Source organism: Bradyrhizobium genosp. L, from assembly GCF_015624485.1.
Taxonomy (GTDB): Bacteria; Pseudomonadota; Alphaproteobacteria; order Rhizobiales; family Xanthobacteraceae; genus Bradyrhizobium.
The window spans coordinates 6,636,164-6,661,215 of sequence record NZ_CP061378.1; the positions used below are offsets into that span (position 1 = coordinate 6,636,164).

A 25,052-nucleotide genomic window follows, 5' to 3' on the forward strand; every position below is an offset into this window, starting at 1 on the left:
GGCGCGTTAGATATTAGTTGCCGAGTATCGGGTCGAGGATAAAGGACTTCTTCGTGCCTTTCGGCGCGGCCGGCCCGGCATCCGATCCGTAGGTCGGATTGAACACGCTGGGCTGTGCCGCGCGCTCGGCCTCGGTATCCGCGGGCGCGGCCGCCGGGGCGGCGTTCGCGGTCGGCGGCAGGTCGAGCGGCCCCTTGCGGCCGCAGCCGCCGAGCGCGAGCGCTGATACGCTCAGCACAATGATGGCCCATCCCGAGGAGGTCAGGCGGTTCTTGCTGGTCACGACGAAATCCCCAAATTCGGGCCGCACCATACAAACATTGGCGTGCTCTGGCGAGACCCGGTTCGCGCTGAAATCACTGCGAAATTTCGAGACCCTGCTCCGATTTGATCGGAACAGGCTCTGATTCTTGCTCTGACGCGTTTTCTTCACGCGAACCGGACCCACTTCGCTTGAAAACGCTATGTTCAGCCCAATTTTCGCTCTTTTTCCAGCCGCTTGGCCCAACTCTTCGCCTGTGCCAGCACGTTCTTCGGCGCCGTGCCGCCGAACGAGGTCCGGCTCTTCACCGAGGATTCCACGCTGAGGACCTTGAGCGCGTCCGCGGTAATCTTCGGCTCGACCTCCTGCATGGCTTTCAGCGGCAGCTCGTGCAGCGCCACGCCCTGCGCCGAGGCGAGGCCGACGATACGGCCGGTGACATGGTGGGCATCGCGGAACGGCATTTTCAGGGTCCGCACCAGCCAGTCGGCGAGATCGGTCGCGGTGGCGTAGCCCTCGCCGGCGGCGGCCTTCATCTTCGCCGCGTCCGGCACCAGGTCCTCGACCATGCCGGTCATGGCGCGGATCGCCAGCGACAGCGCGGCAAATGCCTCCATCGCGCCCTGCTTGTCCTCCTGCATGTCCTTTTGATAGGCGAGCGGCAGGCCCTTCATCACGATCAGGAGCGCGGTGAGCGCGCCGATCACGCGGCCGGTCTTGGCGCGCACCAGCTCGGCCGCATCAGGATTGCGCTTCTGCGGCATGATCGAGGAGCCTGTGGTGAACTTGTCGCTGAGCTTGACCAAACCGACCAAAGGCGAGGTCCAGATCACGATCTCCTCGGCGAAGCGCGACATATGCACCGCGCAGATCGCAGCCGCCGACAGCGTCTCCAGCACGAAATCGCGATCAGACACCGCATCGAGCGAATTGGCCATCGGACGGTCGAAGCCGAGCGCTTTCGCGGTCGCCGTGCGGTCGATCGGAAACGAGGTGCCGGCCAGCGCTGCGGCGCCGAGCGGCGATTCGTTGAGCCGCTTGCGGGCGTCGGCGAAGCGGCCGCGGTCGCGCGAGGCCATCTCGACATAGGCGAGCAAATGGTGGCCGAAGGTGACGGGCTGCGCGGTCTGCAGATGGGTGAAGCCCGGCATCACGGTGCCGGCGTGCTCCAGCGCGCGGGCGACCAGTGCCTGCTGGAACGCGGCCAGCGCCGCATCCGTTTCGTCGATGGTGTCGCGGACATAAAGGCGGAAGTCGGTCGCGACCTGGTCGTTGCGCGAGCGCGCGGTGTGCAGCCGGCCCGCGGCAGGACCGATCAGCTCGGACAGCCGTGACTCGACGTTCATATGGATATCTTCGAGCGCACGCTTGAAGTCGAAACCGCCCTTGGCAATTTCTGACAAAATCGTGTCTAGACCTTCGCCGATATTTTTCGCATCACGCGCGGTGATGATGCCTTGCGCGGCGAGCATCGCCGCGTGGGCCTTGGACGCCGTGATGTCCTGCGCATAAAGGTGACGGTCGACGTCGATGGAGACGTTGATTTCCTCCATGATCGCGTCGGGACGTTCCGAGAACCGGCCGCCCCACATCTTGTTGCTCATGACTTCTCGCTCGCGACTTTGTATTTGAGCCTTGCTGGTTTGCCGCCAAAATGGCGAAACAGCATGGCGGTTCCGACCGTAATTCACGGCATTGCATAGCCATATCTGACCCGGGATGACAAACGATATGCCAGAGACGACCCCGCCCAAATCGACCTCCGCGCGGCGGATTCCGCTCGTCATCGGCGCGGTGCTGATTGGGGCCGTGCTCGGCTATGTCGGGGTGTCCAGCCTGAAGCACCCGCCCGGCGGCGACGTGGCCTGCAACGGCGCGGTGGATCTGGCCAAGAAGATCGCCCCGCTGGCCCATGGCGAGGTCGCGGCGCTGACCATGGCGACCACCCCGCTCCGCCTCCCCGACCTCGCCTTCGAGGACGCCAGCGGCCAGCCCAAGAAACTCTCGGATTTCCGCGGCAAGACCGTGCTGGTGAACCTGTGGGCGACCTGGTGCGTGCCCTGCCGCCGCGAAATGCCGGCGCTGGATAGCTTGCAGACCAAGCTCGGCGGCAAGGATTTCGAGGTGGTCGCGATCAATATCGACACCCGCGATCCGGACAAGCCGAAAAACTTCCTGAAAGAGGCCAATCTGACCAATCTCGGCTATTTCAGCGACGCGAAAGCCAAGGTGTTTCAGGACCTTAAGAACATAGGCAAGGCTCTGGGCATGCCGACCTCGGTGCTCGTCGACGCCAAGGGCTGCGAAATCGCCAACATCGCCGGCCCCGCCGAATGGGCCAGCGACGATGCGCTCAAGCTGGTGAAGGCGGCACTGGCGCCGGCCGCGGCCGGGCTTTGATCAGGCGATGGTATTGAGATTGTCGCCGATGCCGGGACTTTGATTGGCGGTGGACGGCGTGCCGAGCAGGGTCTGCACCGCGGATCTTTCCGCGTCGAGGTTCTGCTTGGTGAGGCGGGTCGCGATCTCGTTCTGCAAATTGCCCTGCTGCACCGACAGGATGCTCGTGACCATGCTCGTCGTGTCCATGCGCGGTACTCCCGGAACGGGTATGGGGTAGCGCGCGGACGGTTAACGGGCGGGTAACGAATGGCCGCGTCAGGCTGACGCACCGTGTCCGCTTCGCGCAGCAAATTGCCTTGGCTGACATGCCAGACTTGGCTGACATGCCAGACCCGTCATCCTGAGGTGCGCGCACTTCGCGAGCCTCGAAGGATCGACGGCCACCAGCCGGGCCGTGCATCCTTCGAGGCTCGCCGAAGAGGCTCGCACCTCAGGATGACGGTGAAGGCAGCTCAGCGACGGCTCACTGCGGCTTGCTTACCGCGTCGGGACCGGCTTGTCGCCGCGATAGTCGTAGAAGCCGCGTTGGGTCTTGCGGCCGAGCCAGCCGGCCTCGACGTATTTCACCAGCAGCGGACACGGCCGGTACTTCGAGTCCGCGAGGCCCTCATGCAGCACCTGCATGATCGACAGGCAGGTGTCCAGCCCGATGAAATCGGCGAGCTCGAGCGGACCCATCGGATGATGCGCGCCAAGCTTCATCGCGGCGTCGATCGCCTCGACATTGCCGACGCCCTCATAGAGCGTGTAGATCGCCTCGTTGATCATCGGCAGCAGGATGCGGTTGACGATGAAGGCCGGGAAATCCTCGGACACCGCGACCTGCTTGCCGAGCTTGGCAACGAAGGCCTTCGCGGTGTCGAAGGTGACGTCGTCGGTGGCGATGCCGCGGATCAGCTCGACCAGCTCCATCAACGGCACCGGATTCATGAAGTGAATGCCGATGAATTTTTCCGGGCGGTCGGTCGACGCCGCCAGCCGCGTGATCGAGATCGACGATGAGTTGGAAGCGACGATCGCCTCGGGCTTCAGCACCGCACAGACATCGTGAAAGATCTTGCGCTTGGTCTCTTCCTTTTCGACCGCGGTCTCGATCACCAGATCGCAATCCGCCAGCGCGTCGATCGTTTCGGCCGACGTGATGCGATCGAGCGTCTGCTTGCGCTCGGCGTCGCTGATGTTCTTCTTGGAGACCTGACGGGTCAGATTGCCGTTGATGGTCGCGAGCGCCGATTTCAGCCGGTCCGCGGACACGTCGTTGAGCACCACGTCGAAGCCGGCCAGCGCCGCCACATGCGCAATCCCGTTGCCCATCTGACCCGAGCCGATCACGCCGACCTTCTTGATTACCACCGTCATCTTGTTCATCCACCGGAACGGCGCGCACATCGCGCCTGCCCAATCCCTACGATACCCGAAAGCGAAGCCTTCCGGGTGCCCAATCCGCGGAAAGCGCTTCCCCAAATAATAACACCGGCCGGAGATTACTCATCCGGCCGGTGCCTTGTCGCTTATTTTCCGAGCTTGCCGAGCGCTTCGGTCAATTCCGGAACCGCCTGGTAGAGGTCGGCGACCAGGCCGTAATCGGCGACCTGGAAGATCGGAGCGTCCTCATCCTTGTTGATGGCGACGATCACCTTGGAGTCCTTCATGCCGGCCAGATGCTGGATCGCGCCGGAGATGCCGACCGCGACATAAAGTTCCGGGGCCACCACCTTGCCGGTCTGGCCGACCTGCCAGTCGTTCGGCGCATAGCCGGCATCGACCGCGGCGCGCGAGGCGCCGACGCCGGCGCCGAGCTTGTCGGCGAGCGGCTCGATGTATTTGGCAAAATTCTCGCGGCTCTGCATGGCGCGGCCACCCGAGACGATAATCTTGGCCGACGTCAGCTCCGGACGATCGCTTTTTGCCACTTCCTCGCCGACGAACGACGACAGGCCGGGATCGGCGGCTGAAGCGGCGTTCTCGATCGCTGCGCTGCCGCCTTCAGCGGCCGCAGCGAAGGTCGAGGTGCGCACCGTGATGACCTTCTTGGCGTCCTTGGACTTCACGGTCTGGATCGCGTTGCCGGCATAGATCGGCCGCTCGAACGTGTCGGGCGCGACGACCTTGATGATCTCCGAAACCTGCATCACGTCGAGCAGGGCCGCGACGCGCGGCATCACGTTCTTGAAGCGCGAGGTCGCGGGCGCGACGAAGGCGTCGTAGTTCGGCGCCAGCGCCACGATCAGCGCCGCCAGCGGCTCGGCGAGGTCGTGCTCATAGGCGCCACCTTCGGCCACCAGCACCTTCGCGACGCCGGCAAGCTTGGCAGCAGCCTCGGCGGCCGCCTTGGTGCCCTGGCCGCCGCCGGCGACCAGCACATGGACGTCACCGCCGAGCTGGGACGCCGCGGTCAGCGCCTTGTTGGTGGAGTCCTTCAGGGTCTCGTGGTCGTGTTCGGCAATCAAAAGCGTCGTCATCAGAGAACCCCGGCTTCGGTCTTGAGCTTGTTCACGAGATCGGCGACGTCCTTCACCTTGACGCCCGCCTTGCGGCCCGCCGGTTCCGCGGTCTTCAGCACTTCCAGACGCGGCGTCACGTCGACGCCGTAGTCAGCGACGCTCTTGTCATCGATCGGCTTCTTCTTCGCCTTCATGATGTTGGGCAGCGACGCGTAGCGCGGCTCGTTGAGGCGGAGGTCGGTGGTGACGATCGCCGGGCCCTTCAGCTTGATGGTCTGCAGGCCGCCGTCGACTTCGCGGGTGACCTTGAAATCGGAACCGTCGACTTCGAGCTTGGAGGCAAACGTCGCCTGCGACCAGCCGAGCAGCGCGGCCAGCATCTGGCCGGTCTGGTTGCTGTCGTCGTCGATCGCCTGCTTGCCGAGGATGACGAGGCCGGGCTGCTCAGCCTCGACCACCGCCTTCAGGATCTTGGCGACCCCGAGCGGTTCGACATTGCCTTCGGCCTTGACCAGAATGCCGCGGTCGGCACCCATCGCGAGCGCGGTGCGGATGGTCTCCGAGCACTGCGCCGGTCCGATCGACACCACCACCACCTCGGTCGCCTTGCCGGCTTCCTTGAGCCGCAGCGCTTCCTCGACGGCGATCTCGTCGAACGGGTTCATCGACATCTTGACGTTGGCGAGTTCCACGCCCGTTCCGTCGCTCTTGACGCGGACCTTGACGTTGTAGTCGACGACCCGCTTTACCGGCACAAGAACCTTCATCGATCCTCTTTCGCTTTGATTTTATGGGTTTTGCTTGGCTGGCGCGGAACCTAAAGGTCCCGTCCCCCCCGGTCAACGCGCCAAGGGCAAAAAACCAGCAGCCCGGGTTTGACGCATTCTAGCGGTTCTGCCCCGGCACCCACAACACGTCCCGGGCGCCTTTGTCGTTCTGGAAGCGGCTGGCCACGAACAGGAAATCCGACAGCCGGTTCATATACTGGATGCCAGCGGTATTGACCTTTTCGTCCGGCCGGGCCGCCAGTTCCACCATGATCCGCTCCGCGCGGCGACATATCGTGCGGGCGAGATGCAGATATGCAGACGCGGGCGTGCCGCCGGGCAGCACGAACGAGGTCAGCGGCGCCAGCTGATCGTTCAGGCCGTCGATGTCGCGCTCGAGCCGCGCGACCTGGCTCTCCAGCACCCGCAGCCGCTCGGCCTTGCCGTCGCGTTCGGGCACCGCGAGGTCGGCGCCGAGGTCGAACAGATCGTTCTGGATCCGCGCTAGCATGGCGTCGACCTCGGGGCTGTCGGCGAGATGCAGCCGCAACACGCCGATCGCGGCATTGGTCTCGTCGACCGTGCCGTAGGCGTCGATGCGCAGATCGTATTTCGGCCGCCGCTCGCCGGAGCCGAGCGCGGTGGTGCCGTCATCGCCGGTGCGCGTGTAGATCCTGTTCAGAACGACCATGGTTGGCTCCGGTGTTGGTTAAACACCTCTCCCGGAGGGAGAGGTCGCAAGCATTTTGCGAGCGGGTGAGGGGTTGCGGTCTAACGATGGACCTGAACCCCTCACCCGGATCGCTAACGCGATCCGACCTCTCCCCATGGGAGAGGTGAAGAGCTTACCTCGCCTCACCGCCCCATCGCCCAGACCGCGAGCATGGTGATGATGATGGCGACGAACTGCAGCAGCACGCGCAGCCGCATCAGCTTCTGCGAGGTGTTCGGCGAGCCGCCCTTCATCATGTTGATGAGGCCGAGCAGCAGCACCAGCGCGACGGCGCCGACGGCGATGGGAAGGATGATCGTGCTGAGAACAGATGTCATCCACGGTACATAACACCGTGTTGAGCCGACTTCCACACAGCGGAGCCATGCAACCAACTGGCTTTTCGGCGCGTAATATCAGAAGCTGGAGCGGTCCTCGGAGCGAGCCGATTTCGACAATGCCGGGTGGAATGTGAAACAGCTTCGTTACGTCTTCCACGTCGTGATGGATGCCTTTTACACGTTCCTCGCCGACGACGGCTGGGCGATCGCGAGCCACATCGCGCTGTCGACCTTGATGGCGCTGTTTCCGTTCCTGATCGTGCTGACCTCGCTCGCCGGCTTCTTCGGCTCCAAGGAGCTGGCCGACCAGGCGGTCGGTCTGCTGTTGCAGGTCTGGCCGAACCAGGTCGCCGACGCGCTGTCGGGTCAAATCCACGACGTGCTGACCAAGACCCGCGGCGACATCCTGACCATCGGCGCCGTGCTCGCGGTCTATTTCGCCTCCAACGGCGTCGAGGCGCTGCGGGTGGCGCTGAACCGCGCCTACGCCGTGATCGAGCCGCGGCGCTGGTACTGGCTGCGGCTGGAATCGATCGGTTACACGCTGGTCGCAGCCGTCACCTCGCTGGCGATGGCGTTCCTGATCGTGCTCGGTCCGCTGATCATCGAGGCGGCGCGGCGCTATATCCCGTTCTTCGTCGAATCCAACGAGAGCATGGTCAACACCGCCCGCTACGGCATCACCATCCTGGCGCTGGTCGGCGCGCTGTTCATCCTGCATGCCTGGCTGCCGGCCGGCCGCCGCGGCTTCTCGCAGATCCTGCCCGGCATCATCTTCACCATGGTGGCCTCGCTGCTCTCGGGCATCGGCTTCGGCATGTATCTGGCGCGTTTCGCCAACAACTACGTCACGATGTATGCGGGGCTCGCCTCGGTGGTGATCGCGCTGGTGTTCATGTACTTCATCGCCGCGATCTTCGTGTTCGGCGGCGAATTGAACGCGGCGATCATCAAGTCGCGGCTGCCGCGCGGTGTGTCGCTGCAAGCAGCGCAGTCGCTAACGCCCGCGGAGAAACAGGCTTGACCAGGAAGGCGTCGGCGCCGGCGGCGCGCGCGGCGGCCTCGTCCTCGGCCCGGCCCGAGATCCCGACGATCGGAATCTGACCGTGTGGCGGCGGCAGCGCGCGGATCAGCCTGATCGCCTCGACGCCACTGACGCCCGGCAGCACCATGTCCATCAGCACCGCATCGAACGTGCCCTGCCCGAGCCGCTCGGGCGCCGCCTCGCCCTGCCCGATGAATTCAGTGTGATGGCCGAGCTCGGTCAGGATGGTGTTGAGCACGACACGGCCGAACGGATTGTCCTCGACACTGAGCAGCCGCAGCCCTTGCGAGGCCTGCGCCGCAGGGTCGCCGGACATGATGCTGACGGGCCCCTCGGCCGGCGCCAGCACCACGCTCAGCGTGAAGGTGGTGCCGCCGCCGTCGCGCTGGGCCGCGACGATGTCACCGCCCATCGCGCGCGCGAGCTGCTTGACCGAGGACAGGCCAAGGCCCGCGCCGCCGAATCGCGCGGCGATCGTGACATTGGCCTGCGAAAATGGCCGGAACAGCCGCCTCACTTCCGCAAGCGACAGCCCGATGCCGCTATCGGAGATCGTAAAGGCGACGCCGATCCTGCCCTTCGGTGCCCGCATCGGCGTGACATGCAGCTCGATGCTGCCCTGGTCGGTGAACTTGACGGCATTGTCGATCAGGTTCTCTAGCGCTGCGCGCAGGCGGACGGGATCGCCGACCGCAAACGCCGGCAGCTTCTCCGACAGCTCGACGGAGGCCGTGAGCCCCTTGGCCGCCGCGCGGCCGGCCAGCGAATCGCCGGCACTGCGCGCCAGCGTGCGCAGGTCGAAAAAATCCTGCCGGATCTCGAGCCCCGGCCCCTCGCTGCGGGCGGCATCGACGAACAGGGTCGCCAGGCTCGCCAGGTGCTCGGCGCCGGCCCTGATGGTGTCGACCCAGCGCCGCTCGCGCTCGTCGAGATCGGAGGTCGCGAGCAGATTGCTGATCGCGAGAATCCCGGTCAGCGGGGTCCGTACCTCATGCGCGAAAGCGGCTAAGGCGGTCTCGACCATGCCGTTGCTGGCTGTCGGCGCGACTTTTGGCGCGGCCCGTTTGCGACGCGGCGTGGCGGCCGCCTTGGCTGCGCGTGATTTGGAGGCGCGCTTCTTCGACGGCGTCCGCTTGGGCTGCCGTTTACTGCGCTGCGCGCGCGATTTTAACGCCATGGTACTGTGATCCCCGCCCCCCGGGCAGCATGGCATGCCAGCAGTGCCGGAGTCACGGCGACGTTAGCGGCAAACCACCTGATGGTTACGGGATTTCCCCGGCAGACTAGCTGCACCTCTCCCGCTTGCGGGGAGGGAGCGCACCTCCGTCGTGGCCAGTTACGTCAGGCCGACCAGACGGCGAATATCGGCCGGGCTCGCACCTTCTGCGCGCAACTCGCGCAGGCCGGTTGCGTGGGTTGATTTCGAGAGCTTGTGGCCGGCCGTGTCGCGGATCAGCCCGTGGTGCCGGTAGGCCGGCGCGGGCAGGCCGAGCCGTTGCTGCAACAGCCGATGGACGCTGGTCGACCAGAACAGGTCGGCGCCCCGCACCACGTCGGTGACGCCTTGCAGTGCATCGTCGATCACGACGGACAGGTGGTAGCTGGTCGGCGTCTGTTTGCGCGCCAGGATGACGTCGCCCCAGGCCTCGGGGTAGGCCGCCACCTCGCCGCTCTCGCCAGCGCGGCCCTCGCCCTGCTCGTTCCAGGAGAGACGGCCTGCGCGCGCGCAGGCTGCGGCCGTGTCGAGCCGCAGCGCGAACGGCAGGCCCTGCCCGATCAGCCGCTCTCGTTGCCCGGCCGAGAGCGATTTCGCTGTGCCCGGATAGAGCGGCGCACCATCGGGATCGCGTGGCCACGCCCCGCCGGTTTCCTTTTCGGCAACCAGCCGCGCAATCTCGGCGCGGCTCTCAAAACTCGGGTAGATCAAGCCCAGCGCCGACAGGCGGTCGATGGCATCGCGATAGGCGGCAAGATGCTCCGACTGCCGCCGCACCGGCGTTTCCCAGGCAATCCCGAGCCAGTCGAGATCCTCATAGATCGCCTGCTCGAATTCCGGCCGGCAGCGCGCCGCGTCGATATCCTCGATCCGCAGCAGCAAGCGCCCGCCCGCCTGTCGCGCCAGGTCGAAGTTGAGCAGCGCGGAATAGGCGTGGCCGAGATGCAGGTAGCCGTTCGGGCTCGGCGCGAAGCGGAAGACAGGTGGCATGGTGCGTCATTGCGGGCTCGACCCGGCAATCCATCTGGAAGAGACTCTGTTACGATAGGAGATGGATGCGCGGGTCAAGCCCGCATGACAAGTTGACGCAGATTGCCAAATGCTGATCCACCTTGAAACCCAGGCCGACCTCGACGACGCCATTTACAGGCTGGTCGAGCAGGACCGCCGTCTCCGACCCATCTTCGAGCTGACCGGCATGCCGGCGATCCGGCAGCGCGAGCCGGGCTTTGCGGGGCTCGCCGCGATCGTCTGCGGCCAGCAGCTGTCGACCGCGAGCGCGGCGGCGATCTGGGGCCGCGTCAGCAAAGCGTTCGATCCGTTCCATCATGATGCGATCCGGAAAGCGCGCGCCGACCGGCTCGGCCGGTTCGGGCTGTCGGCGGCCAAGATCAAGACGCTGAAGCACATCGCGCGCGAGCTTGCCGAGGAGCGGCTGAACCTCGATGTGCTCGCAAATGAGGACGCCGACGCCGCGCACAACACGCTGACCGCGCTGCCTGGCATCGGGCCGTGGACCGCCGACGTCTATCTGCTGTTCTGTCTCGGCCATGGCGATGCCTGGCCGGCGGGAGACCTCGCCGTGCAGGAAGCGCTCAAGGTCGGGCTCGGGCTGAAAGAGCGGCCGACACCGAAGCAGATGGCACCGCTGGCGGAACCGTGGCGGCCGCTGCGCGGCGCCGCCGCGCATCTGTGGTGGGCCTATTATCGCGTGCTGAGGAAGCGCGAGGGCGTCATCGCCGGCGACACACAGGCGAACGATGTTTCAAACTTTGTTGCTGTTGCAGAACCCACCGCGCACAAGGCAAAGATCGCCGCGCGCAAAAAGCCGGGAGCGAAGCCATGAACTCGACCGACTTCATCGTGATCAAGAACGACCTGCAGCAATGCAAGGTGATCGAGACCGAGCTGCCCGACGGCGCGGCGCTGCCGGACGGGGCGCTGCTGGTGAAGGTCACGCGCTTCGCGCTGACCGCGAACAACATCACCTATGCCGTCATCGGCGAGCAGCTCAAATACTGGCAGCTGTTCCCGGCCCCCGATGGTCACGGCATCATCCCGGTCTGGGGTCTTGGCGAGGTGATTGCCTCGAAGCATCCGAACGTCGCCGTCGGCGAAACCTTGTTCGGATACTTTCCGATGGCGACGTATCTCGTCATCGAGGCCGCCGATGTCAGCAGGCGGGGCTTGCGCGATGCGGCCGCGCATCGGCAGGAGGTCTCGCCGGTCTACAACAATTACGCGCGCGTCTCCGGCGATCCGAGCTATGCCGGCCGGCAGGGCGACTATCGGGCGCTGATGGTGCCGCTGTTCATGCTGTCGTTCCTGGTCGACGACTTCCTCGCCGAGAACGATTTCCATGGCGCGCGCCGCGTCATCCTGTCGTCGGCCTCGAGCAAGACCGCGTTCGGCCTCGCCCATCTGCTGCACAAGCGGCCAGGCATCAGCGTGATCGGGCTGACGTCGAAGGGCAATGTCGATTTCGTCAAATCGCTCGGCTGTTATGACGAGGTCGTCACCTACGACCAGGTCACGGCGCTGCCGCAGGCGGAGCCGGTCGCCTATGTCGACATGGCCGGCAACAGCGCGCTGCGCGAGACGCTGCATCGCCACTTTGGCGCACAGATGGTCTATTCCGGCCGGGTCGGGTTGACGCATCGCGCGAGCGAGCCGGACGAGCCGACGCTGCCCGGCGCCAAGCCGATCTGGTTCTTTGCGCCCGACCAGATCCGCAAGCGCGCCAAGGAATGGGGACCAGGCGGCCTCGAACAGCGTTTTGGTGCGGCGTGGACCGAACTCGCGCCGCATCTGCCCGGCTGGATCAAGGTGGTCGAGCAGCGCGGGCCGTCGGCGGTGCGCGAGGCCTATCTCGATACCCTGCAGGGTCGCGTTCCGCCGGATCAGGGCCTGATCTTGTCCCTCGCAGAATAGCCGGCATCTCGTCACGGCCTTTCTGCGCATCTGCGAATGGGTATAGGCTTGCCGGCAACGCCCGCAAGACGGCCGATGATGACGAGAAACGCCTGATGCTCGACAAGACGGACGATATTTCGGTTGCCGCCGACAATTGGCTTGTGCAGTTCGAGGACGCGCTGGCCAGCGGTGAGGACGTCCTGCTGCGGCCGCTGTTCCATCCCGACAGCTACTGGCGCGACGTGCTGGCGCTGAGCTGGAACATCCAGACCGTCAACCGCGCCTTCGCCATCCTCAACGAACTGCCCGCACATGCGCGACGCAGCGCGCCCTGCAACTTCCGCATCGACCCCGCGCGCGCCGCACCGCGCCGGGTCACGCGCGCCGGCACATCCGCGATCGAGGCGACCTTCAGCTTCGAAATCGCCCTCGGCCGCGGCCACGGCATCGTGCGGCTGATCGGCGATGCCGACGACGGCGACCGGCTCAAGGCGTGGACGCTGCTGACCGCGCTCGAGGAGTTGAAGGGCTTCGAGGAGCCGCAGGGCCAAACGCGGCCGCGCGGACAGGCATACTCCCGCGATTTTCGCGGGCCCAACTGGCTCGACCAGCGCAAGGCGTCCGCCGCCTATGCCGACCGCGACCCCACCGTTCTCGTCGTGGGCGGTGGCCAGGCTGGACTTGCGATCGCGGCGCGGCTGAAGCAGCTCAACATCGACACGCTGATCGTCGACCGCGAGGCGCGCATCGGCGACAATTGGCGCAAGCGCTATCACGCGCTGACCCTGCACAACCAGGTGCAGGTCAATCACATGCCCTACATGCCGTTCCCGCCGAACTGGCCGGTCTATATCCCGAAGGACAAGCTCGCCAACTGGTTCGAGGCCTATGTCGACGCCATGGAGCTGAACTTCTGGACCGGCACGGAGTTCACCGGCGGCAGCTATGATGACGCGCAGGGACGCTGGACCGTCGAGCTGCGGCGTGCCGACGGCACGACGCGCAAAATGCAGCCGCATCATGTCGTGATGGCAACCGGCGTCAGCGGCATTCCGAACCGGCCCGACATTCCCGGCTTGAACAACTTTGCCGGCAAGGTGGTGCATTCCAGCTTCTACGAGGACGGCGAGGACTGGTACGGCAAGCGCGCGCTGGTGATCGGCACCGGCAACAGCGGCCACGACATCGCGCAGGACCTGCATTCCTCCGGCGCCGAGGTCACGCTGGTGCAGCGCTCGGCGACCCTGATCACCAATATCGAGCCGTCGGCGCAGCTCGCTTATGCCACCTACAATGAGGGGACGCTGGAGGACAACGATCTGATCGCGACCTCGATGCCGCTGGCGCTCGCCCGGCGCAGCCACGTGCTGCTCACCGAACAATCGAAGGAGCTCGACAAGCCGCTGCTCGATGGGCTTGCCAAGGTCGGATTCAGGCTCGATTTCGGCGAGGGCGGCACCGGCTGGCAGTTCAAGTATCTCAGCCGCGGCGGCGGCTACTATTTCAATGTCGGCTGCTCCGACCTGGTCGCGAGCGGCGCGATCAGGTTGAAGCAATTTTCTGACATCGACGCATTCGTGGACGAAGGCGCACGGCTGCGAAGCGGCGAGACGGTCGGAGCCGATCTCATCGTGCTCGCGACCGGCTACCGGCCGCAGGAGGAACTGGTGACGAGATTGTTCGGCGCCGCGATGGCTGACCGCGTCGGCCCGATCTGGGGCTTTGGCGATGGCCAGGAGCTGCGCAACATGTACACCCGCACCCCGCAACCGGGCCTCTGGTTCATCGCCGGCAGCCTCGCGCAATGCCGCATCAACTCGCAATATCTCGCGCTGCAGATCAAGGCGATCGAGGCAGGGCTGTTGCCGCGCGATGTCGGGCCACGCGCCTATTTTTGAAACGTCATTCCGGGGCATGCGAAGCATGAGCCCGGAATCCATTAAGCCGCGCGTTCTATAGATAAATGGATTCCGGGCCTGCGCTTCGCGCATCCCAGAATGACGAAAGGGGAGAGACATACACATGCCAACCATCCTCGGCACCGGCGAGCATCGCTACCGCGTCGTTGAAAACTGGGCGAAGCTCCCCGACGGCTGGAGTCTGACCGACGTCGCCTCGGTCGCGGTCGACAGCAAGGACCGCATCTATGTCTTCAACCGCGGCGCCCATCCGATGGTGGTGCTCGACCGCGAAGGAAATTTCCTCCGCAGCTGGGGCGAAGGCTTGTTCGCGCGCGCCCACGGCCTGCACATCGACGCCGACGACAATCTCTACTGCACCGATGATGGCGATCACACCGTGCGCAAGTGCTCCACCGACGGCAAGGTGCTCTTGACCATCGGCATCCCGAACAAGCCGGCGCCGTTCATGAGCGGCGAGCCGTTCCACCGCTGCACCCACACCGCGCTGTCACCGCAAGGCGAGATCTACGTCTCCGATGGTTACGGCAATGCCTGCGTCCACAAATACACGCCCGACGGCAGGCTGATCAAAAGCTGGGGCGAGCCCGGCACCGATCCGGGCCAGTTCAACATCGTGCACAACATCGCGACCGACGCCGATGGCTTCGTCTATGTCGCCGACCGCGAGAACCACCGCGTCCAGGTGTTCGACGGCAACGGCCGATATGAGACGCAGTGGAACAATCTGCATCGGCCCTGCGCGCTGTGCCGTTGCGGCGGCGGCAAGCAGCCGACCTTCATCGTGGGCGAGCTCGGCCCCAGCATGGCCGTCAACCGCAAGGTGCCCAATCTCGGCCCGCGGCTCTCGATCGTCGATGCCAAGGGCAACCGCATCGCGCGCCTCGGCGGCGAGCACGGCCCAGGCGTCGAGACCGGAAAGTTTCTCGCGCCGCATGGCCTCGCGCTGGATTCCAGGGGCGACATCTATGTCGGCGAGGTCGGCGTCACCGACTGGAAGACGAGTTTTCCGGACACCGAGATGCCGGCCGCGGTGCGGGTGACACGGTGCCTGCAGAAGCTGGAGCGGGTGACGGGGTAGCTCTTTTATTCCGGTCGACACCAAACACTCAGCGTCGTCCTGGCTTTCGCCAGGACGACAGCGTCGACAGGCCGCGCGCCGAGATCACACCTCGCCGATCACCTCGCGCCGGCGCTGCTCGGATTCTTCCGCGTAGCGGCGCATGGCGTGGGCTTCGGTCAGGATGCCGACCAGGCGCCGTTCGCCGCCGGCCTCGACCACGGCAAGCGATTCGGCTTCGGCCGCGTCGAACACTGCGATGGCCTCCTGGATGTTCATCACCGGATGCAGGACCACGTCGGCATGGCGCAGGATCGCCAACAGCTGCTCATGGGTCTCGAGGTCCGGCGCGTGTGCGTCGGCGACCAGCGCCAGCCCTGCGTAGCGCCCGGCGCCGTCGACCGCGACCACCTGGTTTTTCGAACCGGGCGGAAACTTGTGGCGGAACTGGTCGATCGAGATCGACCCGTCGACCGTCACCATGTCCTGCCGCATCATCTTCCCAACGGTGAGATCGCGGATCCAGCCGACATCGGCGGCGCTGCGGATGGTCTCGCCGCGCAGATGCAGCCGCCAGGTCGCGAACGAATAGCCGAACACTTCGCGCGTGATCATGGTCGAGATGATGACGGCGACCAGCACGGCGGTCGTGAGCCAGAGATTGCCGGTGGATTCCAGCGCAATGAACGACATCGTCAGTGGCCCGCCGATCACCGAGGCCGACAGCGCGCTCATGCCGATCACCGCATAGGCGCTGGGATCGAGGTTCAGCCCCGGCCACACCAGGTCGACGCCGGCGGCGAACAGCCGGCCGCCCAGCGCGCCCATGAACAGGGTGGCGAAGAACAGGCCGCCGCGGAAGCCAGATCCAAGCGAGACGATCGAGGCCAGCGCCTTCAGCGCGAACACGCCGGCGATGAAGGCGAGCGGCATCGCCACGATGCCGCCAAAGCGCAGCGCGCCATGGCCCGACGACATCACCTGCGGTGTCAGCAGCGCCATTGCACCGACCGCGAGCCCGCCGAGTGCCGGCCGCAGCGGCGGCCACAGCTTCGTCCTGGCGAGCAGCGCCTCGCACACCGTCACGCCGCGCATGATCGCAATCCCGGTCAGCGCCGCGACCAGGCCGAGTAGCGTGGCGATCGCAAGATCGCGGCCGAGCACGTCGCCGACGGTGCCGACGCCGACGCCGAGCGGCAACGGCTCGAAGGCATGGGCGACGAAATAGCCGGTCACCGCCGCGACGCCGACCGGGGTCAGGCTCGCCGGCGTGTAACCGCCGATCACAAGTTCGAAAGCATAGAAGGCGCCCGCGAGCGGCGCGCTGAAGGCGCCGGCGATCGCCGCCGCGGCCCCGCAGCCGACCATGATTCGCTGGTCGTTGCGGCGCAGGTGGAAGCCGCGGCCGAGCGAGGCGGCAAGCCCGCTCGCCAATTGGGTATAGCCGGCCTCGAGCCCGACGGAGGCGCCGACGCCGCTCGACCAGATCGTCTGCAGCGCCACGATCACGCTGCCGCGGAACGACATCCGGCCGCCATAGAGCGCGTTGGCCTCGATCGGGTCGATTTCGCGTGCGGGGCGGACACGCGCGAGCAGCAGAAAAGCCATTCCCAGCAGGACCCCGCCGAGCGCCGGAACCGCGAGCGCTCGCACCGGATCGATGCTCGGCTGGCTCGACAGCCGCTCGCCCAATGGCAGATTGAACAGCACGGAATGCAGCACGGTGACGAGGCCGCTCATGGTCGCGACCACGAGGCCGCCAATGGCGCCGATCAGCACGGCCAAAACCACCAGGCTCGTCTCATGCGCGCGGACGAACGCGCGCAACCGGCGCGGCGCCTCGAGATAGCGTGATGTCGTCATCGGCAGGGTCCGTCAACGGCCGACAGGGCCTTGCGGCTCCCTTTAAGGGCCGCGTCCGCGCGAGGCAATCGGGGCCGGAACATGGCAAGGGCGCGGCGGATAAGCCGCTCATTGCTCTTCACAATCCCGTCACGCTGCCTGTAGTATGTGAGTGCATGCTGCTTCGCAGCTAATGGGAGTCAGGAGCGTTATTTGAACGCACATGTCTCGCAAGGTGGTTGGCCGGTACTTGTGCTGAATGCGGACTTCCGGCCGCTGAGTTACTACCCGCTGTCGCTCTGGTCCTGGCAGGACGCGATCAAGGCGGTGTTTCTCGATCGCGTCAACATCGTCGAATATTACGACCGGGCGGTACGAAGTCCCTCCTTCGAAATCCAGCTGCCCAGCGTCGTCTCGCTCAAGTCCTTCGTCAAGCCGACCACCCATCCCGCCTTCACCCGGTTCAACGTCTTCCTGCGCGACCGCTTCGTCTGCCAATACTGCCTCTCGGGCGACGACTTGACCTTCGATCACATCGTTCCGCGCAGCAAGGGTGGCCAGACCACCTGGGAGAATGTCGTCGCCGCCTGCTCGCCCTGCAATCTGCGCAAGGGCAATCTGACCACGCAGCAGGCCAGGATGTTTCCGAAGCAGACGCCCTATGCGCCCACCGTGCACCAGCTGCACCGCAACGGCAGGCTGTTTCCGCCGAACTATCTGCACGAGAGCTGGCTCGATTATCTCTATTGGGATACGGAACTCGATCCGTAGGCCGTCGCCGGCACGACAGCCCAGTGGCATCGCGATTCAGACAGCAGTGGTGTCAGCGAGGAAGCCGTCGACGGCGTCGAACACCTGCCACCTGTTCTTCTCCATGAAGACCGAGTGCGTGCCCTCGCCGATCTCGACCCAGCGGCGGTAGGGTGCGGCCACGAGATTGCCGAACACCGCCTGCGCCATCTCCATCGGGCAGTCGCGATCCCATTCGGCATGAACGATCAGCACCGGCATGGTGAGCAGGCCGGGATCGTAGAGCGGTTTTCCGGCCGCCCAATATTCGCGGCTATCCTGCACCGTGCCGTTCGGCGCCCGCAGCTGGTCGGGACCCATGCGGCTGTCGACGAATGCCGCGTTGGCCCATGCGTCGAACCATGCCGGCGGCAGGATCTCGTCCTGCTTTGCTTCGGAAACGCCGTTGAGCCAGCGCGCCCTGGCTGCCGCTCGCGCGACGACGCGGTATGCCCCGAGCGGACCGCCTGCGTCGGCAGCGCTCGGCGTCGTCCGCAGCCATTGCGGCGCTACCAGAACGAGCTTGCCGACGCTGCCGGCGTTCTCCGCCGCATAGCGCGACATCAGCGTCGTGCCCCACGACCAGCCGATCAGGTTGATCTTGTCGACGTTGCGCCGCGACCGGATGAAGGCCGCCGCGGCCGCCACGTCGCGCACCGCGACCGATGTGCGGACGATCGGCGGATTGTCCAGCGCCGGCTGGTCCATTTCGGGCGGGCGCGCCGACTGACCATAGCCACGCACGTCGACGAGGTAGACGTCATGACCCCGGCTCGCCAGATGATCCATCCAGGACAGGCCATCGAGCTGCAAATCGAACGACGTCGACGCCGGATAGGTCGATCCGGCGACAAACAGCACGGTGTCGTCGGCAGAGAACTGCGCGATGTCCGACCGCCGCTTGTTGCGGACGAACAACTCGATCCCGGGCGTATCGCTCGGTATTCGGATATCCTGGCCAACGATCATGCCGGGCGCCGGCTTGTTCATTGCAACATCTCCTTGGTCTATGCGAAGCGCCAATCAAACCGGTCGCCGCTGCGTGTGACATGGCCCGCGGAGCTGTCGGCGAAATGCGCCGTGAACACGATAGAGCGCTCTTCCGCCGCAGTCTCCAGCAACCAGCGGCGCGACGCCCGCGCCTGCTCCTGATGCGCGCAAAACGTGCTGTTCCAATCCGGGCGGAAGATCTGCAACGGCTGATGCATGATGTCGCCGCTGAAGACACCCTTCTGTCCGCCGTCGGTGAGCTCGATGGCGACATGCCCCGGGCTATGGCCCGGCGTGGGGCGGAACGTGAGACCGTTGCCGATGGCGGCTTCGCCGTCGACAATCTCCGCCTGTCCGCACTCGATGACGGGAAGCACGCTGTCCTCGAACACGCCGGCAGCGAAGCCCTCGCGGCCGGCCGGCCCCGACCAGTGGTCGTACTCGGCCTTCGAGAAGACGTATCTGGCATTCGGGAAGGTCGGCACCCAGCGGCCGTCGATCAGCCGCGTATTCCAGCCGCAATGGTCGGCGTGCAGATGCGTGCAGCAGACATAGTCCACCGTTTCCGGTGACACGCCCACCTCGACCAGGCGATCGAGAAACGGCAGGTTCAACTGATGGAATCGCGGCAGCATCGGGCGGTTCTTGTCATTGCCGGCGCAGCTATCGATCAGGATCGTATGATGCGGCGTCGTCAGCACCCAGGTGTGGATGCTCGCAATGAACCGGCCCTGCGCCGCATCGAAGCATCGCGGAATCATCAACGACCTGTGCTGCTCCAGCACCGCCGGGTCCCAGTCCGGAAACAGGAAGTCGGGCGTGAAGCCGGGCCCGCGCATCTCGACGACCTGGCGGATCGATATGTTGCCGACGGCATGAATCGTCATGACAAAAGACCTTGTGGGCGCCGGGAGAGCACCGGCACGGCTTGCGCTTTTGCGGCATCGCATGCGATAATTGAAATCGATAGATCGAATAGGAGGCATAATCCATATGGATATCAGGGGTCACGACCTGCCCCTGCTGGTGTCGCTCCGCACGATGCTGGACGAGCGAAACATCACGCGCGCGGCGATCCGGCTCGGCGTCAGCCAGCCGGCGCTATCGGCCCAGCTGGCGAGGTTGCGCGACCTGTTCGGCGATCAATTGCTGACGCCGGCGGCATCGGGAAAGGGCATGGTGCTGACCCCGCGCGGCCATGCGCTCAAGGAGCCGTTGCGGCTGGCGTTGCAGCGTCTCGGAGATGTCGTGAGCCAGCCGGCCGCCTTCGATCCCGCAACATCGGAGCGCACCTTCACGGTCGGCGCCAACGACAATGCGACCGCGATCATCGGAGCGCGGCTTGTCGCATCCGTGCGCCGTCGCGGCTTGCCGGGCATTCGGCTTGCCTTTCGGTCGATCGATCCGGCCAAGCTGACCGATCGGCTTGAAACGGGTGAGATCGACGTGGCGCTGGTGTCGAAACACGCCGTGCCGAACAACATGCCCAGCCACGCCCTGCTCGAGGAAACCTTCATGATGGCCCAGCGCAAGGACCATCCGCGCGGCGTGCGGCCACCGTCCTTGAAGGACTATGTTCGACTGGATCATGTGATCGTCTCGGGCGATGGCGGCGGCTTCAGCAGTTTCGTCGACGACATCCTGGCAACGCGCGGCCTGACCCGCCACGTCGCCGTTTCAGTCCAGCACTACAGCGTGGTCCCGCTGTTGCTGCAATCCACCGACCTGGTCTGCACCCTGCCGCTGCGATTCCTCAATCGCTATCGAGGCAGTCTCCGCGCGCTGCGCCTGCCATTCGACACCAGGCCGTTCACGCTGCACGCGACGTGGCACGCCAGATTCGACAACGACCCCGGTCATGAATGGCTGCGCCAGCAGTTGAAGGACTGCGCGAAGGATTAGCCGAGCCAGCTCAAATATTTTTGCGAGGACGCGGAACTTAAACCATCGCGTGTGGATTGAAGCATCTGCCCTGAAGCCGCGCAATCGCCGGTTGGAACCGGGCCGGCATCGACGCCACAGTGCAGCCGTGATTGGACGCGAAGAAGTTCTCTGACGAAGAAAAATTTATCCGCTGTCGACGCGATCTCTTCGCTTCGCATTTCGATCGCCGAACACACCATCCAATTGATCGCACGACAGGTTTGATCGCTCGGCCCGCGCTGCGTCGAAGTGCCGCAAATTTCTGTCATGTGCCTGTTAGAAACCTGCCAGAACTCGGCAACAATGCGCGGGTAGCCTCCCACCATCGAATAAAGATTTGCCGACCACCGCGGTCGCAAGGAGTCGACTGACGCCAAGCTTGGCGTCGGCGCGCTCCTGCGCGGCTGGCGGCGACGTATTGGCAGGGTGGCGTGCCGCGACGATTCTCTACGATCTCCTGTGTCATCGTCGCATCCTGCCTCGGGCTTGCCGCGAGCGGCATGACCGCCTGGCTCGGCGCAGCCGTTCTGCAAGATGCGCCAGCATCACAGCACGACGTTTGCGCGCGGCCGGAGCCCGGCACCGCGATCGTGGAACCAACCGAATTGCGCAGCCGCGACGGCGTGCTCGAAACCGATCTCAGCGTTCACGACGAGAAGCTGCCGGATGGAACCAGCCGTTACTGCTACCTGACATCTGACGGTGAGCCGTCGCCAACCTTGCGCGTGAAGCCCGGCGATCAACTCGTCATCCATTTCAAGAACGACCTCGTCGATCTCGATACGGCGACGCCCGCGATCGACCGTCCGCTCACCAATGCGCCGATCTGCACGACAGCGAAACCTGTCGACGCTTGCGCAAGCGGCGCGATGACGCCGGTCTCGACCAATCTGCACTTCCACGGGCTCAGCGTGCCGCCGGTCTGCCATCAGGACGACGTGCTGAAGACCTCGATCCAGCCCGACGATGCGCCGTTCGAGTATCGCTTGCGGATTCCGGACGACGCGCCGCCCGGCCTCTATTGGTATCACCCGCATCTGCACGGCTTCAGCAAGACGCAGGTGCTCGGAGGCGCTTCCGGCGCGCTGATCATCGAGGGCATCGAGCGCGCCGATCCGTCACTCGCCGGCTTGCCCGAGCGCGTGCTGGTGATCCGCGACCAGGACCTCGTCAATCCGGATGCGCAGCCGTCGAAATCCGAGCCGGTCATGACCAAGAGCCAGCTCGACAATGACGGCGACGTCGCCAATTCCGGCACCGGCTTCGGCAAGCCCTCGAAGGATCTCTCGGTCAACTTCGTGCCGGTGCCCTATCCGAACTATCTGCCGGCGACGCTGGCGATGAAGCCGGGCGAGCGGCAGCTCTGGCGCGTGCTGAACGCCTCCGCGATCACCTATCTCAACCTCGCGCTGTTGTTCGGCCGCGCGCCGCAGCAGATCGGCATCGTCGGGCTCGATGGGGTGCCGCTGCGGTTTGCGGGCAGCCCGTCGCCGCCGGTGCAATGGGTCAGCCATATCGGCCTGCCGCCGGGCTCGCGCGCCGAGTTCATCGTCGAAGGACCGCCGGCCGGCGTGCCTGCGCTGCTGGTGACGCGCGCGGTCGACACCGGGCCTGCCGGCGAGAACGATCCGAACCGCGCGCTGCTCGCGATCACGGCCTCGCCGGATGCGAGCGAGCCGCCGGCCGCGCTGCCCGCCCATGCCGAGCCGCTGCCGCCCGCGACGCAGCCGTGGGTCGGAAACGTTGCGCCGGTGCGGGTGCGAAAACTGTTCTTCTCCGAGCGACCGGAGAATCCGGACGATCCGAACAGTCCGACGAAATTCTTCCTCACCAACGACGGCGAGACGCCAAAACCGTTCGATCCGCAGTCCGACGTCCCCGACATCACCGTGCGGCAGGGCGACGTCGAGGACTGGATCATCGAAAACCGCTCGACCGAGCTGCACGATTTCCACATCCACCAGCTGCACTTCCAGCTGCTCGACTGGTCCGGCATCGCGGTCAATGAGCCGTTCCTGCGCGATACCGTCAACGTGCCCTACTACAACAACCGGATGCTGAAATATCCGACCGTGCGCCTGCGCATGGATTTTCGCGATCCCAACATCGTCGGCACCTTCGTCTACCACTGCCACGTCCTCGAGCATGAGGACGGCGGCATGATGGGACGGATCAGGGTCATGCCGCGCGACACCGCAAGTTCGACCAAGCCGCTCAACCAGCAAAAAGGAGAGCTATGATGCACGACAGGCACAGATCACGTTGGCTGCAGGGTTGCCGCCTCACCCTCAGCGCGCTTGCGCTGGGTCAGTTCACCGCCGGTCCGGTCCTCGCGCAGGATTGGGACCACCATGGCGGGCATGAGACCCGGACGCCGATCAAGCACGTCATCGTCATCATCGGCGAGAACCGCAGCTTCGATCACGTGTTCGCAACCTACGTGCCGGAGCGGCGCGAGGAGAGCGTGATGAACCTGCTCTCGCAGGGCATCGTCAAGCTCGACGCCAACAAGAACGCGCTGCCCGGACCGAACTTCGAGAAGGCGCATCAGCTCGCCGCGACCGATACCGGCGCAACCGATGCGTTCCTGCTCAGCCCGCCGAAGCAGACTTTCCCCAAGGACCAATTGCCGGCTCCGCTGGTCGGCGGCCCCAAGGTCTCCTACATCCCGAACAAATGCGGCACGTCGCCGATCACGACCTGCGAGGCCTCGCTCGCGCTGGCACAGCAGTCGGAATCCGGCCTGCCCTCCGATTACTACCAGTACCTCTTGACCGGCGGCACCAATCAGACCTCGGCGACCCCCGACGCGCGTATCACGAACGTCAGCGCGCTGCCGGCCGGTCCGTTCCAGCTCACCAACGGCGAGGCAATGCCCTACGACGCCTACGCGGCGAGCCCGGTGCATCGCTTCTATCAGATGTGGCAGCAGCTGAACTGCAACCACTCGGCCGCCAGCCGCGACAATCCGTCGGGCTGCGGCGCCAATCTGTTCGCCTGGGTCGAAGTGACCGTCGGTGCCGGCACCAACGGCGCGACGCAGCCCGCGAACTTCTCCACGGAGTATTCACCGACTGCGTCGACCACGGGTGAAGGTTCGACGGCGCTCGGCTTCTACAACGTGCAGAAGGGCGACGTGCCCTACTTCAGCTCGCTGGCGCAGAAATACGCGATGAGCGACAACTTCCACCAGTCGGTCAACGGCGGCACCGGTGCCAACCACATCATGTTCGGCCACGCCGACATGCTGTATTTCAGCGACACCTACGGCAACGCCGCGGTTCCGCCGAACGGCCAGCAGGTGTTCAGTGGCACGCCCGACGCCGGCATCGTGCATATGATCGAGAATCCGAATCCGGCCACCGGCACCAACAACTGGTACACCGAGGACGGCTATGGCGCCGGCGGCAATGGCGGCTATCCGCCGCCCTACGCGACCAACCCGGTCTCCGGCGGCGGCTCCTACAGCGACTGTTCGGATCAGACCCAGCCCGGCGTCAAGCCGATCACGGACTATCTGAGCAAGCTCCGGATCAATCCGAATTGCGAACCCGGCCACTATTATCTCTTGAACAACTACAACCCGGGTTATTTCGGCAACGGCAAGAACGCCTACACCGACCACAATCCGTCCAACACGCCGTTCACGATCCCGCCCTCGACCCGCAAGAGCATCGGCGACAGCCTGAACGACCGCAACATCTCCTGGAAGTATTACGGCGACCAGTGGAACAACTACGTCAACGATCCGTACCAGCTCAACTGGGGTGCGGCCGGACCGACCGCCGACGAGTATTGCAACATCTGCAACCCGTTCCAGTACGACACGTCGATCATGTCGCATCCGGAGCAGGTCGCGGCTCACATCAAGGACTCGGTGGACCTGTATTCGGATATCTCCAAGCACTCGCTGCCGGCGGTGTCGATCGTGAAGCCGAGCGGCTACACCGACGGTCATCCGTCGTCCTCCAAGCTCAACCTGTTCGAAGGCTTCACCAAGAAGATCGTCGACCAGGTCGAAGCCTCCGACTACGCCAAGGATACGGCGATCTTCATCACCTTCGACGAAGGTGGCGGCTACTTCGACTCCGGCTATGTGCAGCCGCTCGACTATTTCGGCGACGGCACCCGTATTCCGCTGATCGTGGTGTCGCCGCTGGCGCGGCAGGGCCACATCTCGCATGAATATGCCGATCACGTCTCGATCATCAAATTCATCGAGCGCAATTGGGACCTGCAGCCGATCACCCATCGCAGCCGCGACAACTACCCGAACCCGGTGACCGCCTCGGGCAATCCCTACGTTCCGGTCAACAGTCCGGCGCTCAGCGACCTCTTCGACTTCTTCGACTTCGACGGCGGCGGCCACCACGGCGGTGGCGGCGGCTGGGACCACGACGGCGGCTGGAATCACTGATCGCTTCTA

General features: G+C 65.1%; 24 protein-coding genes. 10 read left to right on the top strand and 14 right to left on the bottom strand.

Annotated features, from left to right (window positions below; all coding sequences use genetic code 11):
* Nucleotides 1-13: 13 nt before the first annotated feature.
* A complete protein-coding gene (gene lptM / locus IC762_RS31645; RefSeq protein WP_195786006.1) occupies nucleotides 14-283 on the bottom strand; it encodes an LPS translocon maturation chaperone LptM in 270 nt (89 codons plus the stop codon).
* Between the two features lie 185 nt (nucleotides 284-468).
* The gene (gene argH / locus IC762_RS31650) at nucleotides 469-1,866 is read right to left on the bottom strand and encodes an argininosuccinate lyase (protein ID WP_195786007.1); all 1,398 of its coding nucleotides are present in this window, start codon (nucleotides 1,864-1,866) and stop codon (nucleotides 469-471) included.
* Nucleotides 1,867-1,981: 115 nt separating this feature from the next.
* Between argH and tlpA the strand changes: the two genes are divergently transcribed.
* Nucleotides 1,982-2,662 carry a thiol:disulfide interchange protein TlpA gene (tlpA, locus tag IC762_RS31655; protein WP_433995864.1) on the top strand — a complete coding sequence of 227 codons (681 nt, stop codon included), beginning with the start codon at nucleotides 1,982-1,984 and terminating at the stop codon, nucleotides 2,660-2,662.
* Here the strand turns inward: tlpA and IC762_RS31660 are convergent, their stop codons facing one another.
* The 6 genes from IC762_RS31660 to IC762_RS31685 all read right to left on the bottom strand — a co-directional run bounded on the left by IC762_RS31660 (nucleotide 2,663) and on the right by IC762_RS31685 (nucleotide 6,926).
* Nucleotides 2,663-2,851, bottom strand: coding sequence for a putative motility protein (locus tag IC762_RS31660; RefSeq protein WP_195786009.1), 189 nt, complete (start codon nucleotides 2,849-2,851; stop codon nucleotides 2,663-2,665).
* Between the two features lie 291 nt (nucleotides 2,852-3,142).
* Nucleotides 3,143-4,024 (bottom strand): 3-hydroxybutyryl-CoA dehydrogenase, encoded by an 882-nt coding sequence (locus tag IC762_RS31665; RefSeq protein WP_195786010.1) that lies wholly within the window; start codon nucleotides 4,022-4,024, stop codon nucleotides 3,143-3,145.
* Between the two features lie 152 nt (nucleotides 4,025-4,176).
* Nucleotides 4,177-5,127 carry an electron transfer flavoprotein subunit alpha/FixB family protein gene (locus tag IC762_RS31670; RefSeq protein WP_195786011.1) on the bottom strand — a complete coding sequence of 317 codons (951 nt, stop codon included), beginning with the start codon at nucleotides 5,125-5,127 and terminating at the stop codon, nucleotides 4,177-4,179.
* Entirely contained in the window at nucleotides 5,127-5,876 is a 750-nt protein-coding gene (locus IC762_RS31675; RefSeq protein ID WP_195786012.1) for an electron transfer flavoprotein subunit beta/FixA family protein, read from the bottom strand. The genes IC762_RS31670 and IC762_RS31675 overlap by 1 nt, the downstream gene beginning before the upstream one ends.
* A gap of 118 nt (nucleotides 5,877-5,994) precedes the next feature.
* Nucleotides 5,995-6,567 carry a cob(I)yrinic acid a,c-diamide adenosyltransferase gene (locus tag IC762_RS31680; RefSeq protein WP_195786013.1) on the bottom strand — a complete coding sequence of 191 codons (573 nt, stop codon included), beginning with the start codon at nucleotides 6,565-6,567 and terminating at the stop codon, nucleotides 5,995-5,997.
* A 164-nt stretch (nucleotides 6,568-6,731) separates the two neighbouring features.
* The gene (locus tag IC762_RS31685; RefSeq protein WP_195786014.1) at nucleotides 6,732-6,926 is read right to left on the bottom strand and encodes a twin transmembrane helix small protein; all 195 of its coding nucleotides are present in this window, start codon (nucleotides 6,924-6,926) and stop codon (nucleotides 6,732-6,734) included.
* A gap of 166 nt (nucleotides 6,927-7,092) precedes the next feature.
* Between IC762_RS31685 and IC762_RS31690 the strand changes: the two genes are divergently transcribed.
* Complete coding sequence (locus tag IC762_RS31690) at nucleotides 7,093-7,953, top strand: YihY/virulence factor BrkB family protein (RefSeq protein ID WP_195790376.1); 861 nt, start codon at nucleotides 7,093-7,095, stop codon at nucleotides 7,951-7,953.
* Here the strand turns inward: IC762_RS31690 and IC762_RS31695 are convergent.
* Entirely contained in the window at nucleotides 7,880-9,151 is a 1,272-nt protein-coding gene (locus tag IC762_RS31695; RefSeq protein ID WP_195786015.1) for an ATP-binding protein, read from the bottom strand. The two genes, IC762_RS31690 and IC762_RS31695, sit on opposite strands and share 74 nt — an antisense overlap.
* A gap of 159 nt (nucleotides 9,152-9,310) precedes the next feature.
* On the bottom strand, nucleotides 9,311-10,180 hold the full coding sequence (gene gluQRS, locus IC762_RS31700) for a tRNA glutamyl-Q(34) synthetase GluQRS (protein ID WP_195786016.1): 870 nt from the start codon (nucleotides 10,178-10,180) through the stop codon (nucleotides 9,311-9,313).
* A 109-nt stretch (nucleotides 10,181-10,289) separates the two neighbouring features.
* Between gluQRS and IC762_RS31705 the strand changes: the two genes are divergently transcribed.
* The 4 genes from IC762_RS31705 (at nucleotide 10,290) to IC762_RS31720 (ending at nucleotide 15,103) form a co-directional block, all read left to right on the top strand.
* A complete protein-coding gene (locus tag IC762_RS31705) occupies nucleotides 10,290-11,036 on the top strand; it encodes a DNA-3-methyladenine glycosylase family protein (RefSeq protein WP_195786017.1) in 747 nt (248 codons plus the stop codon).
* Complete coding sequence (locus IC762_RS31710; RefSeq protein ID WP_195786018.1) at nucleotides 11,033-12,121, top strand: DUF2855 family protein; 1,089 nt, start codon at nucleotides 11,033-11,035, stop codon at nucleotides 12,119-12,121. Before IC762_RS31705 ends, IC762_RS31710 begins: the two co-directional genes overlap by 4 nt.
* A 95-nt stretch (nucleotides 12,122-12,216) precedes the next feature.
* The gene (locus IC762_RS31715) at nucleotides 12,217-14,001 is read left to right on the top strand and encodes a flavin-containing monooxygenase (protein ID WP_195786019.1); all 1,785 of its coding nucleotides are present in this window, start codon (nucleotides 12,217-12,219) and stop codon (nucleotides 13,999-14,001) included.
* Between the two features lie 124 nt (nucleotides 14,002-14,125).
* Complete coding sequence (locus tag IC762_RS31720) at nucleotides 14,126-15,103, top strand: peptidyl-alpha-hydroxyglycine alpha-amidating lyase family protein (protein ID WP_195786020.1); 978 nt, start codon at nucleotides 14,126-14,128, stop codon at nucleotides 15,101-15,103.
* A gap of 84 nt (nucleotides 15,104-15,187) precedes the next feature.
* Here IC762_RS31720 and IC762_RS31725 read toward each other — a convergent pair whose 3' ends face one another.
* A complete protein-coding gene (locus tag IC762_RS31725; RefSeq protein ID WP_195786021.1) occupies nucleotides 15,188-16,945 on the bottom strand; it encodes a chloride channel protein in 1,758 nt (585 codons plus the stop codon).
* 192 nt (nucleotides 16,946-17,137) lie between these two features.
* Between IC762_RS31725 and IC762_RS31730 the strand changes: the two genes are divergently transcribed.
* Nucleotides 17,138-17,695: an HNH endonuclease gene (locus tag IC762_RS31730; protein WP_195786022.1), complete on the top strand. Its 558-nt coding sequence runs from the start codon at nucleotides 17,138-17,140 to the stop codon at nucleotides 17,693-17,695.
* Nucleotides 17,696-17,731: 36 nt separating this feature from the next.
* Here the strand turns inward: IC762_RS31730 and IC762_RS31735 are convergent, their stop codons facing one another.
* Both IC762_RS31735 and IC762_RS31740 read right to left on the bottom strand, forming a co-directional pair.
* On the bottom strand, nucleotides 17,732-18,703 hold the full coding sequence (locus IC762_RS31735; RefSeq protein WP_210338403.1) for an alpha/beta hydrolase: 972 nt from the start codon (nucleotides 18,701-18,703) through the stop codon (nucleotides 17,732-17,734).
* Between the two features lie 17 nt (nucleotides 18,704-18,720).
* The gene (locus IC762_RS31740) at nucleotides 18,721-19,590 is read right to left on the bottom strand and encodes an MBL fold metallo-hydrolase (RefSeq protein WP_195786023.1); all 870 of its coding nucleotides are present in this window, start codon (nucleotides 19,588-19,590) and stop codon (nucleotides 18,721-18,723) included.
* Between the two features lie 106 nt (nucleotides 19,591-19,696).
* On the opposite strand from IC762_RS31740, the gene IC762_RS31745 reads away from it, so the two are divergent.
* Nucleotides 19,697-20,605 carry a LysR family transcriptional regulator gene (locus IC762_RS31745; RefSeq protein ID WP_195786024.1) on the top strand — a complete coding sequence of 303 codons (909 nt, stop codon included), beginning with the start codon at nucleotides 19,697-19,699 and terminating at the stop codon, nucleotides 20,603-20,605.
* Here IC762_RS31745 and IC762_RS31750 read toward each other — a convergent pair.
* A complete protein-coding gene (locus IC762_RS31750) occupies nucleotides 20,602-20,952 on the bottom strand; it encodes a hypothetical protein (RefSeq protein WP_195786025.1) in 351 nt (116 codons plus the stop codon). The genes IC762_RS31745 and IC762_RS31750 overlap by 4 nt on opposite strands.
* Nucleotides 20,953-21,057: 105 nt before the next feature.
* Between IC762_RS31750 and IC762_RS31755 the strand changes: the two genes are divergently transcribed.
* Nucleotides 21,058-22,866 (top strand): multicopper oxidase family protein, encoded by a 1,809-nt coding sequence (locus IC762_RS31755; RefSeq protein ID WP_210338404.1) that lies wholly within the window; start codon nucleotides 21,058-21,060, stop codon nucleotides 22,864-22,866.
* A complete protein-coding gene (locus IC762_RS31760) occupies nucleotides 22,866-25,043 on the top strand; it encodes an alkaline phosphatase family protein (protein WP_210338405.1) in 2,178 nt (725 codons plus the stop codon). The genes IC762_RS31755 and IC762_RS31760 overlap by 1 nt, the downstream gene beginning before the upstream one ends.
* Nucleotides 25,044-25,052: the final 9 nt, after the last annotated feature.